A 19,985-nucleotide genomic window follows, 5' to 3' on the forward strand; every position below is an offset into this window, starting at 1 on the left:
TGTACGTCAATACCATGCAAAAATAAATCTTTCAGAGATAATTTGTAAACTTAAGTAAAGTACTTGTCTTGTAATGGTTTCAGGAATTTGAGTCAATAAAGCACTTATTTGCTGAAACTCAGACCTAGTAACGAGTTGAATATCCTTAAGATTTTCTTTACGAATCTATATTAAAAATCTATTTTCTAGCAAGTTCTTAGGAATTATTAGAGACAGATTTTATAAATAACTTATAATCAAAAAATTATATTACTAAGTCTAACCTATAATTTTTCTGTATTCCAGCTATGTGTTACAATTCTGTCTCGTAGGATAAATTAGGTTTATCCCTTGAGAGAAAACTGAGAGAAAATTTGGATAGCTGGAAGTGGGTGACGAGGGATTTGAACCCGCAACCAATAGATTAAGAGTCTACTGCTCTACCGTTGAGCTAGTCACCCACACGAATAACAATCATAGCATAACTTCCGACAATTTAGTTAGTGCCGCACCCAAAAAACTAATTAAAAGGAGAATTTGACGGTGAAGGTGGTTTGACCTGCTGCACTCTCTACATAAATTGAGCCGCCTAAATGTCTGACCATTTTCTGCACTAATGCCAATTCCAGGCCTGTGCCGCTATGTTTCCAAGGATCGTGTTTGGAAAGGTGATAAAAAGGTTCAAAAATCCGTGAGAGTTCATTGCTGGTAAGCTCTATTCCCGAATTGGTAATATTAAGCTCGACTGTATCCCCTATCAACTGAGCAGAGACTGTGATCGATTCCCCGGCTGGGGTGTATTTGCAGGCATGGTTGAGCAGTTCGGTGACAATCCGCTCCAAATCAGTGATATCTGTCTCTAAAGGCGGTAGCGCACGATCTACAGTCAGGTTTAACTGCTGTCGCTGGCAGTTGGTGAGGTCTCGAAAAGACTCGATAATGGGGTGAAGCCAGCTTTGAAAGTCAATGGCAATCAAGGTTGGGGGATCGGGTTCGGCTTCGAGATATGTGAGTGTGAGTAAGTCGTTAATTAACTTGCTTTCTCGCCCACACTCGTTATGCAGAATCTGCAAGAGTTGCGGCACTATTTCTATCTCTGATATTTCTGCTGGTGTGAGCACACTTTCGAGAGTTTGGACTGCAAGGCTAATGCTTGTTATTGGTGTCCGTAGTTCTTGGGATAGAGTTCTGAGAAATTGGTTTTTGAGCTGATTGCATTTTTCTAATTCTTTTACCTGTGCCTGGTTTTGTTTGTAAAGCTGGGCTTGACGAATGGCGATCGCACATTCATTTGCTACCTGCTGCATTAGCTCAATTTCAAATTCGTCAAAAGCCTCTTGTGATGGCCTTGTCAACCAAATATTTCCCAAAATCCCTTGAGGATCAAAAATGGGACAAGCCATCTGGGACATAACTAGCAACTTTGGTTCCCATCCCGGTACAATTTCCAAAAATTGCAATGGTTGTTTTTGCAACAGCGGCTGATAAACTTCCAGATGGTCTGCAATCTGTTTAGTTAATCCTTGACACTGCGGTAAGTTAATGCCGTATTCGTAAGTAATAGTAACTAGAGTTTGGCAGGTACTGTAGAGTTCAATTTGGCAACGCTCAAGGTTTAGTAACTTTGCTAATTCCTGGGTAAGTGTCTGCAACACCTGAGTTTGATCCAGACTATCGCGGATTTGTTCTGTCATACGTCGCACCAAGGCTTCAAAGTTTCGCACCTGCTGCAACTGACTGATGTGCTTATGCTTCTGTAACTCCATCTTGGCTTTGAGATCCTGGAGTTGCTGATAAAGTTCTGCCTGTTGGACTGCAATGCCGATTTGAGTTGCCAACTGCTTGAGTAAGTCAGTTTCCGTTTGCTGCCATTGACGCGATTCACAGCAATGCTGGGCAATCAATAGCCCCCACATATCTTGCTCTTGGAAAATCGGCACAACGAGATTGGCTCTTATCTGCAAAGATGTAAGGAAATCTATATGGCAAGGATGCAAGCCGGCTGCATAAATATCTTCGACAACTTGAATGCAATCTCGTCCGTAGTGTTGTGGATGTTTGCCAGTGAAGCAGGGATCGGTGATGTTTTTTCCCAATAGGGGATCGCTGGCAGCTACAGTTGATTCCGCAATGATTACTCCACTACCATCAGCCTCGAAACGATAAATTAACACGCGATCGCAATTCAAAAACTGCCGCAGTTCAATTGTTGTCTGATGCAGAATTGTCTCTAATTCTACAGATTGGTGAATCCGTCCAGCGATCGCTTCTAGCAGTTGCTCTCGTTCCACCTGGAGTCCAACTGCTTGTTCTGCTTGCTTAACAGGGGTAATATTACTACTAGTACCAATCAGTCGATAAACCCTGGAGTTAGCATCCTTTAATGGGGTGAGAGTCGTACTCCACCAAGTGGGAACTCCCTGGAATTGCAAACATTGTTCGTAAGAAATAGTTGTGCCGAATTGCACGCAGTCAGCATAATGTTGACGTACCTTTGCAGCATCAATAGCAGAGAGAATATCCTCTGGTTTTTTGCCCCGGAGATCGTCTGAGCGAATCCCTATCCACCGCTCATGAGTAGGATTAAGGGCCACATATCGAAAATCTCCATCCTCCAAAACATCTACTACAAATATTGATGCCTGCACAGAATCGTACATACTTAGTAGAAACTGCTCGCTACTACTTTTTTCATCTACTTCTGTGCCAAAAAGAATTTGAGGTGGTGATAATTTTGTCAACTCCGTAGTTGATTCCACTGGATTTATATTCATGCGAGAGTCCCACTCTTGTATTACTGACTCTTCTAGGCGCTCTCTTGTCGTTACGCTTGTAGTAGATGCACTTTAGCGCCTATAGCAAAGTATTGTCAGTCGTTGCTCATCGAAATTTTGATCTTTCTCTACTTCTTGTCAGAAATCTAGGAAAGCTAATAAAAGTCAGCTTAACAAAATCCTGCTTTTTGAAGGCGAAAATACATTTGCAGGTGAGGGCAAACTTACTGCAATTTATTTTTAACAGTTTTTTAAGATATTTGCATATATCCAAGTGCAAACCTAAGTATATATCAATTAAATTTATAATTCTTAATAAGGGTAGTTACAATCGCAATTTGTGAGCATTGATTCCTGTGAGGATACCAACCAGCAGCCAAGTGATGCCTAATCCGATGACTTCGCCTAAAAATAACTGGCTTAAGTAGCGACAGATTGTTCCCACAGCAGAACCTACGGGGACAGCAACAGCCCAACTTGCCGCACAGACAAATATCCATCGCCACGCTACAGGCTGGGGAATTGCTAACGATTGTGCCAATCCAATCCCCAAGCCGCCAAGGGCACCATAAACCGTCCCTGACAAAATTCTCAGGGGAAGAATCTGAGTGCTAGGTACTATCCAACCCACTGCACCAATACCGATCGCGGTGATGATACTCCAACCTAAAAGACTTGACAAAATCCACTTGATACAAAATATAGGTTTTTTGAGAAGACAACCTTGAGGAAGTGCGATCGCAAATCCGCCAATAGCAGCCTCTACCACCCCAACATCTGGCTTTTCACCGACTTCAATTAAGAGTAAACTCAATAAAAATCCGCCAAAAGTAGCTAAAGTCCACAGCAATGTAAAGCCAAATCTAGTATTTTTAGGCGCGAATGGCATCAAAGTTTCTTTGTTTGTAATAATCTGACAGTTTTTGCATTAAACATCTCAAAAAAACCTTTGCGTCGCTGTTGGGGTGATTCTGGTACGATGTAACCCCACAGACTCTCCCAGTAGAAAAAGGAGATACCATCAAAATTGCGATCGCGCACTACCTGAACCTGTTCTCTAACTTGTGCCATTTTCACCGGATTTCTGAAGGTTCCTGTTGATATCCCAATACCTACAGGAATTATACTTTGAGCCAATTTTATAGATGGAAGTTCTAGTTGAGCGATAAAAGACTTTTTGTCATTTCGATATACCTGCAAAATTAACTCATTAACTAAACCTTTTTTTACCCAATTTTCCCAATCTTGCAAATAGTATTTGTAGGCAAAAGCTTGATTGTTAGGAGATAAAGATATTCTAACTTTGGGTTTAACCGCCTTGACAGCTTGGTAGATTTCTGCCATAAAATCAGTAATTTTATCTGCCCGCCACCGCATCCATTCTGAGTTGAAAGGATCAGTTGGGGGACTTTTGCCTTGATGCTCTTGCTGGTAGAGTTCTATAGTGAAGCGATCGTACCCGAACTGTACAGGCATCCCAAAATGGTCGTCAAGCTGAATACCATCTACATCGTAATTCCTCACTACTTCCAAAATTAGCTCTTGAATAAACTCTTGCACTTGCGGATGTAAAGGATTCAACCAGGCCAGCTTAGTTACTAAAATATTGTCGATTTCTTCTGGGGGGGCATCTTGAGTAGACTTTATACCTTCTTGCCCAATTGTCAACCAGTCAGGATAACGCCTTGCTAATTGTGAATAATGCGGTGTCATAAATCCGTATTCAAACCAGGGAATGACTCTCAAATCTTTATTTTTACCAAGTGTTACTATCTTTGTTAAAACATCCTGTCCACCATGCATGAAGTTAAGCAAAGGTTGAGTTTCTGAGCCTGTAGTTCTTTTGGCTACTGCACTTTTATAAAAAGTATGTCCTCGGTTCCAAACTACAGGATAAATTGTATTAAAGTTGAGAGCCGATAATTGATTTATAGCACGGTTAATACCCCAAGGGAGAAATAGTACACCACTACCAACATTAGTTAGCCAAACGCCGCGAATTTCTGTAGTTAAAGGACTTGTTTTTTGGGAATAAACTGGCAGTGAAGAGGGTAAAAAAACTGTTAAAGCGACTACTAATCCCAAACACAGCAAGCAAGAAACACAACGTCGAGCAAACCGATTCATTTGTAAGCGTTACCTAGTGTGATCGGAATATATATAACTACAAAATAAAGTTGTAATCCTCCGGATGATGTAAAGAAATGATGATTAAGAACTCAGAATTCAGAATTCAGTAGTCAGAATATTTGAAATAATACGGAGCCAGTTTTGGTAATGAATATACTTAACGACACCAAAACCTAATAAATTAGGAATCCAAACTCTAATTCTTACTCCTGACTCCTGAATTCTTTCTTATTAAAATCTTTCCACACCTTCAAATTGCTTGATAGCCGATGCATTTGCTGCTTCTCCACAAGTTCGTGGTGTGGGGAATATCTTGTCAGGATTTGCTAAACCTTTAGGATTAAAAACTTGCCGCACCCATTGCATAGTCTCTAAATCAACTTGGCTAAACATCTGTGGCATATAGCACTTTTTCTCTGCACCGATGCCATGTTCACCAGAAATACTACCACCAACTTGGACACAAAGTTTGAGAATTTTCCCACCCATTTCTTCTACTTGCTCTAATGCTCCATGCACAGAATTATCATAAAGAATTAGCGGATGAAGATTGCCATCGCCAGCATGAAATACATTAGCAACCCGATAACCGTATTGTTTACTTAATGCCTCAATCTCATGTAAAACATAAGGCAACTGAGTCCGGGGAATTACACCATCTTGTACATAATAATCTGGGCTTAAATGTCCAGCCGCAGCAAAAGCGGCTTTGCGTCCTTTCCATAATTTCAATCTGGTTTCTGGATCAGTAGCAGAAGTGACATTTCGCGCCCCATTTTTTTTACAAATTTCGGTAACTCGCTGCTTATTCCCTGCAACTTCCACTTCTAAACCGTCAATTTCTATTAGTAAAATAGCAGTAGCATCGCGGGGATAACAATTAGTTGCTACAACATCTTCAACTGCATTAACGCTGAAGTTATCCATCATTTCCATACCACCAGGAATAATTCCGGCGCTGATGATGTCAGAAACAGTTGCTCCAGCAGCTTCAATGCTAGTAAAATCTGCCAACAGCACACAAATTGATTCTGCACTTTTGAGAATTCGCAAAGTAATTTCTGTGGCAATTCCTAAAGTGCCTTCAGAACCAACAAATACACCTGTTAAATCATAACCAGGCATTTCTGGGATTTGTCCCCCTAAATCGATAATTTCACCTTCCGGCGTAACAATTTTTAATCCTAAAACGTGGTTAGTGGTGACACCGTATTTGAGACAATGTACGCCACCAGAGTTTTCCGCAATATTGCCGCCAATAGAGCAGATAATTTGACTAGAAGGGTCAGGAGCGTAGTAAAATCCAGCACCACTGACTGCTTGTGTTACCCAACTATTAATCACCCCTGGTTGTACAACTGTCCGTTGATTTTCCAAATCAATGCTGAGGATTTGCCGCATTAAGGAAGTAACAATTAAAACAGAATCTTCTACTGGTAAAGCGCCACCAGATAAACCAGTGCCAGAACCGCGTGCGATGAAGGGGATAGAGTATTGGTTGCATATTTTCACAATTTGGGCAACTTGTTCTGTAGTTCTGGGTAACACCACCACAGCCGGACGTTGGCGATAGCCAGTTAAACCATCGCATTCATAGGTAATGAGTTCTTCTCGGCGTTGCACCACACCATTTTTGCCAAGGACAGCCTCGAATGCTTTGAGAATGGGTTTCCAGTTGCGTTGTTTTTTATCTTGGGTAAGCATAGTTTCTTAAAGTTCAAGGTAGATGTTGCAGGCTGGTTAGTATAGCTGTAATTACTATTGTTGCAAGAATAGCAGTCAAAAGTGCGTAAGTGCGATCGCATGATTTGAGTACGGAAGGTGCGATGTCTCTTAACAAAGATATTTTTTCTAAGTTTAAATACTCGTTCTATCCCTAGCTTTCTTCCATCTTAATGTGCGCTCTGCACAAAAGCTGCTGGTGAAAAGCTGCTCCCTGAATATGGGAGTAAGAACACAGATTCTATGGACTGAGATAGCGATATTACTTATCTTCAGCCTACACCTAAGTAGCACTTATAGTTTCATAGATTAGTAAATCAATTTTCCTATTTTGTCAATGTAGTGGTCTTGCTTACCAACCTTGACTTCTGCCAGCCCCTCTGAAAATTCATCAGCACTATCAAACTGAGGTTGGATGACCAACTGCCCAATCTTGTCAATGTAACCCCACTTGTGCCCAATATTCACTGCTGCTAGCCCTTCGGAAAATTTTAAAGCCACATCAAACATCGGTTCAATGGCTACTCCCCCACTCTTGTCAATATAGGCAAACTTGTAGTCAAATTTATAGCCCATATTTACTGCTGCAAGACCTTCGGAGAAAATTCCTTGTAATGCTAGTAGATGCTCTTCAAACTGAGGTGGAATAACTAGTTGTCCAACTTTATTGATATAGCCCCACTTGTCATTGATTTTGACCATTGCCAACCCTTCGTGAAAATCCCAAGACTCATCAAATTGGGGTTCAATGACTAATTGACCGCTTTTGTCGATATAGCCCCATTTCTCATTGATTTTGACATTTGCTATTCCTTCAGAAAAACTTCCAGTTTCATCAAATTGGGGTTGAATCACTAATTCACCACTTTTGTCAATATAGCCCCACTTGTCATTAATTTTGACATCTGCTAATCCTTCAGAGAATCCTAAAGTTTCATCAAAGTTGGGTGAGATAACTAGTTGCCCACTTTTGTCTATATAGCCACATTTTCCAGCTATCCAGACTTCTGCCAGTCCTTCATAAAAGTGCCCAGCAAATTTAAATTGCGGTGAGATAACTAGCTCCCCGTTCTTGTTGACATAACCATAGCTAAACTCGCTGCCAATCTTTACTAACGCTAACCCTGGATAAAATTGCCAAGCTTTATCAAATTGGGGTTGAATGACTACCTTTCCTGTCTTATTAATATAGCCATACTTTTCGCCAATCTTAATTGGTTTTGGTAAGGTATCAGGAGATAGTGCAAGCTTTAAACCAGAGTGGTTTAAAGCTTGTATTGCCTCAGTGGCATCTTTATAACGTTGGTGGAAATCACGTCGCACCATTTTTGTCAAAAAGTCCGCTAGCCCATCACTAACTTGAGTACAGTCGCGCCATATTAATTCCAGAGTCTTAGATTTTGGTAGTTGTTGTGGGGGTAATCCAGTTAAAGCTTGGATTGCTGTAACTCCCAAAGCATAGATATCACTACATAGTTGAGGATGCCCTTCCCATTGCTCATTTGGCATATAACCACGAGTACCAATGGCCATCGTGGTGCTAATATCTCCTTGACTATTAATTCCTGAAGTACTGATTTCTTTAATTGCCCCAAAGTCAATCAGGACAAGTTTATTATCTGAATACCGCCGCATCAAATTCAATGGCTTGATATCTCGATGAATCACATTCTGTTCGTGGACAAAAGCTAGCACCTCTAAAATGTCTTGTAAAAGCTGAATCACATCAGCTTCACTCCACGGTTTTCCTGAAGTGATTTCATTACTGAGATCATGCCCATCAATGTATTCTTGGATTAGATAAAATTCTTTATATTCATCTAAAAAGTCATAGAGTTGGGGAATTTGGAGGTGTTCCTTACCTAATGTGAATAGAATTGCTGCTTCTTTCTTAAACCTTTCTACAGTATCTATATCTGGAGTTTGGGGTTTGGTCAACCGCTTGATAACGCACTTATACTTAGGAGTAACAGGTAAATCCTGCGGGTATTCAGCTAGATAGGTTTCCCCAAACCCACCCGCTCCTAGTTTTTGGATAATTTTGTAACGCTGTCGCAGTATGTATCCAATCATTATGCTAATGCTACAGACCTTTATCTGTAGATTTTGACACAACCTATCCGTTATTATAGGTAAACGACTACTTACCTTCCTACCCTGAATCAACTAGCCTAGAAATAAAGCTCTCAAATAATCGATAAAATCATGGTTCAGGAAGTTTTAATCAATGATGATGATTACTATGTGCCAGATGCTAACCAGCTAGTCACTGAAGATGACATTTTAGATAATTTTGCTACTTCCAAACAGAAACGCCTTTTAATTGGCTCCCTTTACAGTACTCTACAGCAGCAGACTTTTTTAGCAGCAGCTAATGTCGGTATTTACCATACGGACGGTCAACCTGCAATTGTACCCGACGTTTTTCTCAGCTTGGATGTGCAAGTACCTCAAAATTGGTGGGAAAAACAAAATCGTTGTTATATGGTTTAGCGTTTTGGCAAACCACCGGAAGTTGTCCTTGAAATTGTCTCTAATAAAGAAGGTGATGAACTGGGCAGAAAACTGAAAATTTATGAACAAATGCGGGCCAGTTACTACATCGTATATGACCAAAATCAGCAATTAGGAGAAAAAGTCCTGCGCGTTTATGAGCTTAGAGGAAGGCGCTACTTTTAAACTTCAGAAAATTGGTTAGAACAAGTTGGTTTAGGCGTAACTTTGTGGGAAGGTAAATTTGAAGGCAGACAAGATAATTGGTTACGCTGGTGCTATCAAGATGGTAATGTTTTATCGACTGGAGATGAACGCGCCGAACAGGAACGAGAACGTGCCGAACAGGAACGAGAACGTGCCGAACAAGCAGAACAACGCACCCAATTGCTAGCAGATAGGCTACGGGCTATGGGCGTAGATCCCGATACTCTATAGGACACTTGCTGTAAAGACGTAAAGTTTTTTTGTGTCTTTGCATGAGCAAAAAAATTCTCACTAATTGGTGCGACTTATAAATTCATTTATACGATGCCAAACCTTCTCTAATAAATCAGGATCATTCGCATCAAACCATTCAATTTGTGGATATGCACGAAACCAAGTACGTTGTCGCTTGGCAAATTGCCGCGTATGCAAAACTGTTAATTCTTTCGCTTCATCCAAGGAAATATCCCTAGCCAAATATTGCTTGATTTCTTGATAGCCCAAAGTATTCAATAAAGACAAATCAGCGCCATATTTTTGACAAAGATTCTCCACCTCAGCAACCAAACCATTTGCTATCATTTGTTCAGTACGCTGTTGAATCCGATCATCCAATTTTTCAACATCGCAATCTAAACCAATTTGCAGAATCGGATAATTTGGTGGATTCTCCCCTTGCTGTTCTGAAATTGGATATCCAGTTACGTAAAATACCTCTAATGCTCGTAAAGTCCGCACTAAATCATTGCCATGAATCTTTTGTGCAGCAACAGGATCAACTTGTTGTAAAATTGCGTAGAGTTGATTTTGACCAAGAGATTCAAGCTGCGATCGCAATTCCTTGTGTGGTGAAACTCTCGGAATTTTCATCCCTCTAACAATAGAACGGATGTATAAACCAGTGCCACCAACTAGAAACAGTGGTGTAACACCAACAGAAGTAATTAAAGCTTGTGTTTGTTCCTGGTAGTCTGCTACTGTCATCGTGTCTGTTGGATCGCAGATATCTATTAGATAGTGCGGCACAAATTTTTGTTCAGCCACAGTTGGTTTCGCCGTCCCAATATCAAACTCACGGTAAACTTGACGAGAATCAGCACTGAGAATTACAGAACCCAACCGCATTGCCAAAGCCAAAGCCAAACCCGATTTACCAGTTGCCGTCGCCCCACAAATCACAATTAATTTAGTCATTAGTCATTAGTCATTAATCATTTGTTATGGGGTATTGGGAAAGAGGAGGCAGAAGGCAGAAGTTTTTGGATTTTGAATTTTGAATTGATTTCTCCCCCTGCTTCCCCTGCCCCTCTGCTCCCCTGCCACTCTTGCACGGTACTGCAACCCCAGTATAAACTTCTCTTGAAAATGCCCTACAGACGCCAGCAAGGCTTTTGTGTTACAATTTTGGAGTGTTTTTACTTTTATTTGCCTTTAGGCGATTTTAACCCCACGCATCAGGAGAGTTTACATGACGAGCAGTTACAGTGCCGATCAGATTCAAGTTCTGGAAGGTCTGGAAGCCGTCCGCAAAAGACCAGGAATGTACATCGGTACCACTGGGCCGCGAGGACTCCACCATTTAGTTTACGAGGTGGTGGACAATTCAATCGATGAGGCTTTGGCGGGTCATTGCACTCATATAGAAGTGGATATCAACGCTGATGGTTCCGTGACTGTAACAGATGATGGTCGCGGTATTCCCGTCGATACTCACTCGCGCACCGGGAAATCGGCTTTGGAAACCGTAATGACGGTACTGCACGCCGGTGGTAAGTTTGGCGGCGGTGGCTACAAAGTTTCTGGAGGATTGCACGGGGTTGGTATTTCTGTTGTTAATGCCCTATCTGAAGTTGTAGAAGTTACGGTTTGGCGAGATAAAAAGGTTCATCTTCAGCGCTATGAACGCGGTGTCCCAGTTAGCGATCTGCAAGTCAAACCTTACAAAGAAGCTAGAACTGGAACTTCTGTTACTTTTAAGCCAGATACCCAAATATTCACTACTAGCATTGAGTTTGATTATATTACTTTATCAGGTCGCCTACGGGAATTGGCGTATCTGAATGCAGGTGTCAAAATTACCTTTACCGACCATCGTTTAGAACTACTAAAAAGCGATACGCCCAAGGTAGAAACCTACGAGTACAAGGGTGGGATCAAAGAGTATATTGCGTACATGAACCGTGAGAAGCAACCGCTGCATGAAGAAATTATCTATGTTCAGGGAGAACGGAACAATGTACAAGTAGAAGTTTCATTGCAATGGTGTACTGATGCTTACACGGATAATGTACTAGGTTTTGCTAACAATATTCGCACGGTAGATGGTGGTACCCACTTAGAAGGGTTAAAAGCAGTTCTAACGCGGACATTAAATGCGATCGCTCGCAAGCGCAATAAAATTAAAGAAAATGAACCTAACCTCAGTGGCGAACACGTCCGCGAAGGTTTAACTGCGGTAATCTCCGTTAAAGTTCCAGATCCAGAATTTGAAGGACAAACCAAAACCAAACTTGGTAACACCGAAGTTCGCGGAATTGTCGATTCTTTGGTGGGAGAAGTCCTCACTGAGTATCTAGAATTTCATCCTGCTATAGCAGACTCAATTTTAGATAAAGCTATCCAAGCTTTCAAAGCCGCAGAAGCAGCCCGTCATGCACGGGAATTAGTTCGCCGCAAATCCGTACTAGAATCTTCGCCATTACCTGGTAAATTGGCGGATTGTAGTTCTCGCGATCCCAGCGAATCTGAGATATTCATCGTGGAAGGGGACTCAGCAGGTGGGAGTGCAAAACAAGGACGCGATCGCCGTACTCAAGCAATCTTGCCTCTACGTGGTAAAATTCTTAACATTGAAAAAACCGACGACGCTAAAATCTATAAAAATAACGAAGTTCAATCGTTAATTACAGCACTTGGTTTAGGTGTTAAAGGTGATGAATTTGATTCCACCCAACTGCGTTATCACCGCATAGTCATTATGACGGATGCTGACGTAGATGGAGCGCACATTCGGACTTTGTTGTTAACATTCTTCTATCGATATCAGCGAGCGCTGATCGAACAGGGCTTTATTTATATTGCTTGTCCCCCACTATTTAAAGTCGAACGGGGACGTAATCATGAATATTGCTATAGCGATCGCGAAAAAAATCAAGCGATCGCCAAATTTCCGGCTAATGCCAACTACACCATCCAACGCTTCAAAGGTTTGGGTGAAATGATGCCACAACAACTCTGGGACACCACAATGAACCCAGAAACCCGTAAAATGAAGCAAGTCGAAATTGAGGATGCCGCAGAAGCCGATCGCATCTTCACAATTTTAATGGGCGATCGCGTCGCACCCAGACGAGAATTCATTGAAACCTATGGCTCTAAACTCAACTTCACCGATCTAGATATCTAAATACCAGCAGTCCTAAATCATTCCTAAAAAACAAGATCCCTGATTTCTCAAACAAATCGGGGATCTTTAGCTTTCAAGTATTGCTTGACATTACTGCAACAGATTTTGGTAAAGACTTTATATCCAAAACCTTATAAAAACTACCTCTTTTGATTGATGACAAATTATGTATTTTACAAAGAAAATTTGGACTAATATTTTTTTACTACAAACTATGTCGTTAGATGAGTGACTATATCCATAAATTCATAAACTATTGTTAATAATTCCCTATTTAATTGGATTCTACACAAAGCTATGAAAACGAGCAAAGGCATAGTAGGAAAAGCATTGTTCAATATTATTGGCATAGGTAGTTTAGTTGCTCTGTCTGCCTGCGCTCAACCTGTTGCAGAAACTCCTACAGCAACTGTCCCTCCAACAACTGTCCCGCCCGTCACGCCAACTCCTACTGCCACTATTGCCACCCAAAATTTAGCAGAATTGGCAAAGTCAGCAGCTAGTCAAGGACAGTTTAAAACTCTCATCCAAGCAGTGCAAGCTGCCGGATTAAGTGAACAATTGGCTACACCAGGTCCTTATACAGTATTTGCACCTACTGACGCCGCTTTCTCTGCTCTACCAAAAGCTACTCTAGACCAACTCTTACAACCAGCAAACAAACAACAACTAGTCAAGCTTCTGTCCTACCACGTCATACCTGGAGGAATTACCTCCCAGCAATTGACATCTGGAGAAGTTAAAACAGTTGAGGGTAGTCCCGTTAAAATCACAGTTGATCGTGCCAGTAACTCAATCACAGTCAACAACGCTAAGGTGACTCAGCCAGATATCCCAGCTAGCAACGGCATCGTTCATGTAGTTGACCAGGTACTTGTGCCACCTAATTTCCCTGCAAGTCTAAACACCACCCCAACACCACGCTAGTTCTGCAAAGTTCATAGTCTCCAGTTTTCCACTTTGAAAGCCACTGTGATTTTTGAACTAGTAGCTAACAATCAATTAAAAATTTAAGTTGACTTGTCACACAAGTGATTAGTCAATACTACGAAAAATACAAATATTTCAATTTTCTCGCTTAGATAACCATATAATTTACTGATTGTCAATATTGTCCAAACAATCAATGCTCGATTGTTAGCAAAACTACCAACTTGATTGGAAAGTTAGTCCAGATAATACTCTTTGCTCTGACTCGCTGATTAATTTGAACCACCAGCGAGAAACACATTTGTTATGATTTAAGAAAATAACTGAATATCATCTATCCAACAGCAATTAATAAGTATTTTGAGGATTTATCATCATAAGATGACAGAAACTTACCGAAATAAAAGTATTGAAATTTACAATTGCTTTACGCAAAAAAGCTTTGTAACCAAATCATCAGGTAATCTGCTGGGTTCTCAGTGTTCGAGGTAATAGCTGTTGGAAGTACACACCATAAGTCTGAAAACTTGTTAATATCTTCATGTAGTGCCGTGGCGATCGCTATTGTATCGTATGTACTTTTGCCTAAGAATAAGACGATATTGGCAAGTTCGCAGGACAAATTGTTTTTGAATTGATTAAAATATCCTTGTATACAATAAAAAAAGTTTGTCAAGTTTCATAGGGCTGAAATCGCCACAGTGCGCTAACGTGTGAATAAGACCGAATTAGTAAATCTAAATTGATCTGCGATCGGGTTGATTCTGCCACTGCCTCAACTCCTCAGTTAAGGTAGTTAGTACGCAGAAGGTCAACTGCTTTCAGGCAAGCACACCACCGTTGTTGTATTTACCCAAGGACAATACCCGTTTTAGTCTAAGGGATGCTTAATTTATGAAGGAAATGTAAAAATGGGTAGGTTAAGACGAATAGTCTGAGTTAACATAAAAGGCACTCTTTCTCAGTAATTAATGTTGTGTAAAATACATGAAATTCGGCAGGAGCAAGCGTACTTACTTCGTAATGTAATAAGAGCGTCACTGCAATTCCGAAAAGTGGAGAAAAAATTTCCGGGTATAAATCCCGTTTTCAATGTCTTTTTGGTGAAAGTAGCTAAAAGTTGCTTAATGAATTCATGATTAATACACAAAAAGAGTGCAATTTCTGTGAAACAGGCTACAATCGAAAGAGTCTTTATACGAAAATCTGCCAACAGTCTGAACTCATTTGTATAGAGGGGCAATTTTTTTGATAAAGGCAAGTATTTTTTTTGACCAGTTAGTTGAAAGCAATATGTGATAGCAACACATATAACATTTACTAAAGTGAGCAAGTCACCTTTAGTATTTGCTTAAACTAAAGTAAAAACCCTCCTACCGGAGGTGTAAAACGTCCGAAAATATCTCTGGCAAATCTGCCAAAAAGCTTATTTTCGGTTGGCAATTGGCTCGTTTAAAAGAGCCGTAAACACATCTTGAGTAATTGATTCTGCAAGGAGCATGAGGAACGCGGCATGAACCAGGCTAACAACGTACTCGAAAGCATATATCAGCCTGACCTAGAAATAATGAATCAGCCTGAGCTCGAGTTAGAAGAACTCTTAATAGACGATGAAGAGGACTTGCTGATCGTAGATGAAGGTGACGAGGAATTTTTAGAGCCTCAGTCTGATGAGGACGACGCAAAGTCTGGAAAAGCCGCTAAATCGCGTCGTCGGACACAAAGCAAGAAAAAGCATTACACCGAAGATTCAATTCGGCTTTACTTGCAAGAAATTGGTAGAATTCGTCTGTTGCGGGCAGACGAAGAAATTGAATTGGCGCGGAAAATAGCCGATTTGCTGGAATTAGAGAGAGTACGCGAAAGACTCTGTGAGCAATTAGATCGCGATCCTCGAGATAGTGAATGGGCAGAAGCAGTACAACTGCCACTACCAGCCTTTCGTTATCGCCTCCATGTTGGTCGTCGGGCGAAAGACAAGATGGTGCAATCTAACCTCCGTCTTGTAGTTTCAATTGCTAAGAAGTACATGAATCGTGGTTTGTCGTTCCAGGACTTAATTCAGGAAGGCAGTCTCGGTTTGATTCGTGCCGCTGAAAAGTTTGACCACGAAAAAGGTTATAAGTTCTCCACCTATGCTACATGGTGGATTCGTCAAGCAATTACCCGCGCGATCGCAGATCAATCCCGCACAATTCGTCTTCCAGTTCACCTTTACGAAACCATCTCTCGGATTAAGAAAACTACCAAGTTACTATCCCAAGAAATGGGTCGCAAACCCACCGAAGAAGAAATCGCTACTCGCATGGAAATGACCATTGAGAAGTTGCGGTTCATTGCTAAATCGGCTCAGTTACCAATTTCACTAGAAACGCCTATTGGTAAAGAAGAAGATTCTCGATTGGGCGATTTTATAGAATCCGATGGTGAGACGCCAGAAGACCAAGTTTCCAAAAATCTTCTGCGCGAAGACCTTGAAAAGGTCCTCGACAGTCTCAGCCCACGCGAACGCGATGTTCTCAGACTGCGTTACGGCTTGGATGATGGTCGGATGAAAACCCTTGAGGAAATCGGACAGATTTTCAACGTCACCCGCGAACGGATTCGTCAAATTGAGGCGAAAGCACTCCGCAAGTTACGCCATCCAAATCGTAACAGTGTTCTCAAAGAGTATATTCGGTAGTAATTAGTCAATAGTCATTAGTCATTAGTCAATAAACAAAGCACAACTGACAAATGACAAATGACAGACGAAAAATAAAAACCTGGTAGTGAATTAGCACTCCAGGTTTTTTTATTTATAGGTCATCTTAAATATTAAAACTTATAGAATGCCCCAAAAATGTAGAAAGCCTTGACCAGAAAAAAGCTCAACCAAAACGGCTGCTAAAAAGCCAATCATTGCCAAGCGACCGTTCCAAATTTCTGCTTGTGGGGTAAAGCCCCAACGCCAAGCGTTGCGATCTTCAATTACGGGAGTAGTGACTTTTGTTGTGGTTGCATTTGTCATGGTTAGGACTCCAAACTTAATTTTTAAGGTTTATTGCCTTCTGTAAACTAATATAACAAATATTTTCATAAAGGCAACATTTTTTATACTTTTGTTTTCAGAGCTTGACATAAATACAAATCGCTATTATATAGACTAAAATATCAGCCTTCAGTGAGATTTTCTCAGGTAGAAGAAATGTTGTCCAGACTTTTAGCTTGATAAATAATCTCATACTATTGAGATTATTTATCAACTAATTTAGTTAAATCGCTTGATTTTAAATATATCTCGCATTTTAAAATAAAAAGTTTATTTATAATTTAAGTCAGTACCAAAGAATTTTCATTTCTTTTGAAGTCCAGACAAAACCAAGCTGATCGTAGATGCGTTTACCATCCTCAGTGGCGTGAAGCCAGAGGCGTTTTGCCTCAGTTGCCCTGACAAAGCTGATAATTTCCTTTAATAATGCTGTAGCAATTCCCTGTCCTCGCCACATCGGAATTGTATAAACGTTCATAACGTAGGCTTCTAAGCCTGAGAGATTGCCGTTGTAAGGGGGTCGTTGAAAAAATACCAAGCCGCTAGTGGCAACAATTTGACTATCCACTTCAGCTACCCAAGCTAAAAACTCACCCGGCGGCATTTATTTCGCCAAGATATTTTCGAGTCGCTTCTGCTAGGTTTGCAGTGTCGAGTCACCTTTAATCTCGCCAGCCTCCCGCAGGAGTTCGAGACGCAGTTGGATTAGGGCCTCTAAGTCCAGCAAGTTGGCTTGTCGCAAGTTGAACATTACCCTAATTTATGATCGCACTTCCGCCACGGTGATGATTTTTTCATCGCGGTTGAGTTGGAGGATGCTTTCACCTTTGACATCCCTACCTAAAATCGGCACTGTTTCCACAGGTATTCGCACTACCCGCTCCTTATTCGTCACTAAAGCTACTTCGCCAGATGCGATCGCCATGACCATACCAGCTAAGTTATCAGTTTTGCTAGCAAATTTCAGCGCTTGCGTGCCTAAATCACCGCGATTAGCCGCTCTTAACTGACTCGCAGCCATCCGCTTGGCATATCCTTCTTGAGTAACAAGCAGCAGTTGGTCATCTTTACCGACAGTGACACAACCAACCATTTGCTGATTTTTCAATAGTCGAAATGCTTGTAAACCCATCGCTGTGCGTCCCATGATCGGTAATTGTTCATCATTAACTGCAAAGCGCAACAGTCGCCCACCAGAACTAGCTAAAATCAGATGCTCCCCTGGTCTGGTGAACTGGGTAAATGACAATTCATCATCATCTTTTAGTTTCAAAATCGTGATGCCGCGCCGAGTCAGGTTAGTGAATTCTCCCAGAGACAGACGCTTAATTCTTCCCTGTTTTGTTAGAAGAATCATCTGCCTAGTTTCGAGATTTTCCGGCAGCAAAAAGCGGCTGACCACAGCTTCTTGAGCGCCTTGAGCAGTACTACTGAGCATAGTGATCAAAGGTTTTCCCCGTGGAGAACGCCCAGTAGTTGGGGGAATTTCTCCCACATTCACCGGATAGACTTTGCCGCCATCAGTTAGTATTAGCAAGTCTTTCCCTGTGTCGGTCAACACAGTTTGGATAATGAAGTCATTATCGTGTAGACCATTTTCAGCTTTTGACTTTCTCCCAGATGGCTGGGTGCGGCGGACATAACCCCGTTGGGTAAATTCTAAAATCGCTTCTTCTACTGGTTCGGAAGATTTAAGTTCCTCTTCCTCTGCCCCTCTGCTCCTCTGTCCCTCAGCCCTAGACTTTTGCTCCTCTGCCCTAGACTTCTGCTCCTCTCCGATTTTCGTTCGCCGGGGATCGTTGTACTTGCGCTTGAGCGATCGCAAATCTTTTTTCAGCGCCTTCAATAATTCGCGGCGATCGGTGAGTAATTGCTCCAATAAGCTAATTTGTCCACTTATCTGCTGAAATTCCTGCTGCAAATTTTGCTGTTCTAAACTAGTGAGGCGGCGCAACGGCATAGCTAGAATTGCATCTCCTTGTACCTCACTCAAATCCAGTTGGCTACAAAGATTAATTTTTGCCGTACTCCCATCGGGAGCTTGGCGCAAAATTTCAATTACCCGATCCAAATTAGATAGCGCTTTCAGCAAACCTTCTACCAAATGCACGCGACTTTGGGCCTTATCCAACTCGTAATTGTAGCGACGGTTCAGCGTCTCTTCTCGGAATCTCAAAAACTCCTGCAACAATTGACGCAAACTTAACTGGCGGGGTTGTCCATCCACTATTGCGAGGAGAATCGCCCCAAAAGTCATTTGTAAAGCAGTTTGGTGATATAAATTCTGGAGAACTTCTTGGGGATTAGTATCGCGTTTGAGTTCAATTACCACCCGCATCCCTTCGCGATCGCTCTCATCCCGAAGATCGGAAATTCCTTGCAAGCGTCCTTGATTTACTAAGTCCGCTACCTTCTCAATCCAGGCAGCTTTATTCACTTGATAAGGCAATTCTGTAATGATAATTGCCGTCCGGCGCTTGCTTCCCCTAGCGGCTGGAATTTCCTCCAGAGTTGCGACTCCCCGCAGCAGAATTCCACCTTTACCTGTGGTATATGCTTCCCGAATTCCCGCTTCACCAACTATTTCCCCACCAGTGGGAAAATCTGGTCCTGGAATTAGCTCAAATAATTTTTCATCTGGCAAATCTGGGTTGTCGATTAAAGCAATTAACCCATCGACTACTTCCCCCAAATTGTGGGGTGGTACATTTGTCGCCATTCCTACGGCGATACCAGAACAGCCATTAAGTAGCAGAAACGGCAACTGAGCAGGTAACACTGTTGGTTCTTGCTGGGAATTATCGAAATTTCCGACAAATTCCACAGTTTCTTCACCAATTTCTGTCAGCATTCCCTCATGGCTGATGGGTGCGAGGCGCGTTTCTGTGTAACGCATCGCTGCTGGCGGGTCATTATCGACGCTGCCAAAGTTACCATGTCCTGCCAGCAAGGGATAGCGGCTAGAAAAATCTTGCACCAGTCTGACTAAAGCATCATAAACTGATTGGTCGCCGTGAGGATGGTATTTACCCAACACATCACCCACTACACGGGCACATTTTCGATAAGGTCTATCTGGTACTAAACCGAGTTCGTGCATTGCATACAAAATGCGCCGATGCACTGGTTTTAAGCCATCACGCACGTCTGGTAGCGCTCGCCCGACAATCACGCTCATGGCATATTCTAGATAAGACCGTTGCATCTCGGTGTGCAGGGCTGTTGGAATTACCTGTCCCGTTGAGAGAAGGTTTAACTGTTTTGCCATGAGTTTTTTCCCTGAAGTTTAACTACACAAAAGCCAATGCAACTC

General features: G+C 41.7%; 13 protein-coding genes, 1 tRNA gene and 1 pseudogene. 4 read left to right on the forward strand and 11 right to left on the reverse strand.

Annotated elements, in window-relative coordinates:
- Positions 1 to 368: 368 nt before the first annotated feature.
- From V7L12_RS03235 to V7L12_RS03260, 6 genes are all read right to left on the reverse strand, one after another.
- A tRNA-Lys gene (locus tag V7L12_RS03235) sits at positions 369 to 440 on the reverse strand.
- A gap of 63 nt (positions 441 to 503) precedes the next feature.
- Positions 504 to 2,753: a GAF domain-containing protein gene (locus tag V7L12_RS03240; RefSeq protein ID WP_335082094.1), complete on the reverse strand. Its 2,250-nt coding sequence runs from the start codon at positions 2,751 to 2,753 to the stop codon at positions 504 to 506.
- Between the two features lie 325 nt (positions 2,754 to 3,078).
- The gene (locus V7L12_RS03245) at positions 3,079 to 3,642 is read right to left on the reverse strand and encodes a hypothetical protein (RefSeq protein ID WP_335082096.1); all 564 of its coding nucleotides are present in this window, start codon (positions 3,640 to 3,642) and stop codon (positions 3,079 to 3,081) included.
- Positions 3,642 to 4,880 (reverse strand): glycoside hydrolase family 10 protein, encoded by a 1,239-nt coding sequence (locus tag V7L12_RS03250; RefSeq protein WP_335082098.1) that lies wholly within the window; start codon positions 4,878 to 4,880, stop codon positions 3,642 to 3,644. Before V7L12_RS03250 ends, V7L12_RS03245 begins: the two co-directional genes overlap by 1 nt.
- Positions 4,881 to 5,114: 234 nt before the next feature.
- Complete coding sequence (gene glcD / locus V7L12_RS03255) at positions 5,115 to 6,587, reverse strand: glycolate oxidase subunit GlcD (RefSeq protein ID WP_335082100.1); 1,473 nt, start codon at positions 6,585 to 6,587, stop codon at positions 5,115 to 5,117.
- A 327-nt stretch (positions 6,588 to 6,914) separates the two neighbouring features.
- A complete protein-coding gene (locus tag V7L12_RS03260; RefSeq protein ID WP_335082102.1) occupies positions 6,915 to 8,678 on the reverse strand; it encodes a WG repeat-containing protein in 1,764 nt (587 codons plus the stop codon).
- Between the two features lie 132 nt (positions 8,679 to 8,810).
- On the opposite strand from V7L12_RS03260, the pseudogene V7L12_RS03265 reads away from it, so the two are divergent.
- Positions 8,811 to 9,536 (forward strand): annotated as a pseudogene (locus V7L12_RS03265) (Uma2 family endonuclease).
- Positions 9,537 to 9,596: 60 nt separating this feature from the next.
- Here the strand turns inward: V7L12_RS03265 and miaA are convergent.
- The gene (gene miaA, locus V7L12_RS03270; protein ID WP_335082104.1) at positions 9,597 to 10,499 is read right to left on the reverse strand and encodes a tRNA (adenosine(37)-N6)-dimethylallyltransferase MiaA; all 903 of its coding nucleotides are present in this window, start codon (positions 10,497 to 10,499) and stop codon (positions 9,597 to 9,599) included.
- Between the two features lie 274 nt (positions 10,500 to 10,773).
- Here miaA and gyrB point away from each other — a divergent pair, with 274 nt between their 5' ends.
- Complete coding sequence (gene gyrB, locus V7L12_RS03275; protein ID WP_335082106.1) at positions 10,774 to 12,711, forward strand: DNA topoisomerase (ATP-hydrolyzing) subunit B; 1,938 nt, start codon at positions 10,774 to 10,776, stop codon at positions 12,709 to 12,711.
- A 297-nt stretch (positions 12,712 to 13,008) separates the two neighbouring features.
- On the forward strand, positions 13,009 to 13,638 hold the full coding sequence (locus V7L12_RS03280; RefSeq protein ID WP_335082108.1) for a fasciclin domain-containing protein: 630 nt from the start codon (positions 13,009 to 13,011) through the stop codon (positions 13,636 to 13,638).
- Positions 13,639 to 14,068: 430 nt separating this feature from the next.
- Here V7L12_RS03280 and V7L12_RS03285 read toward each other — a convergent pair whose 3' ends face one another.
- Positions 14,069 to 14,263 (reverse strand): hypothetical protein, encoded by a 195-nt coding sequence (locus V7L12_RS03285; protein ID WP_335082110.1) that lies wholly within the window; start codon positions 14,261 to 14,263, stop codon positions 14,069 to 14,071.
- An 891-nt stretch (positions 14,264 to 15,154) separates the two neighbouring features.
- Between V7L12_RS03285 and rpoD the strand changes: the two genes are divergently transcribed.
- Complete coding sequence (rpoD, locus tag V7L12_RS03290) at positions 15,155 to 16,324, forward strand: RNA polymerase sigma factor RpoD (RefSeq protein WP_104904896.1); 1,170 nt, start codon at positions 15,155 to 15,157, stop codon at positions 16,322 to 16,324.
- Between the two features lie 141 nt (positions 16,325 to 16,465).
- Here the strand turns inward: rpoD and V7L12_RS03295 are convergent, their stop codons facing one another.
- The 3 genes from V7L12_RS03295 to gyrA form a co-directional block, all read right to left on the reverse strand.
- Positions 16,466 to 16,651: a chlorophyll a/b-binding protein gene (locus tag V7L12_RS03295; RefSeq protein ID WP_109009401.1), complete on the reverse strand. Its 186-nt coding sequence runs from the start codon at positions 16,649 to 16,651 to the stop codon at positions 16,466 to 16,468.
- A 307-nt stretch (positions 16,652 to 16,958) separates the two neighbouring features.
- Positions 16,959 to 17,276 carry a GNAT family N-acetyltransferase gene (locus V7L12_RS03300; protein ID WP_335082112.1) on the reverse strand — a complete coding sequence of 106 codons (318 nt, stop codon included), beginning with the start codon at positions 17,274 to 17,276 and terminating at the stop codon, positions 16,959 to 16,961.
- Positions 17,277 to 17,432: 156 nt separating this feature from the next.
- The gene (gene gyrA / locus V7L12_RS03305; protein ID WP_335082114.1) at positions 17,433 to 19,940 is read right to left on the reverse strand and encodes a DNA gyrase subunit A; all 2,508 of its coding nucleotides are present in this window, start codon (positions 19,938 to 19,940) and stop codon (positions 17,433 to 17,435) included.
- Positions 19,941 to 19,985 lie beyond the last annotated feature (45 nt).

This window comes from Nostoc sp. (assembly GCF_036918245.1).
GTDB lineage: Bacteria > Cyanobacteriota > Cyanobacteriia > Cyanobacteriales > Nostocaceae > Nostoc.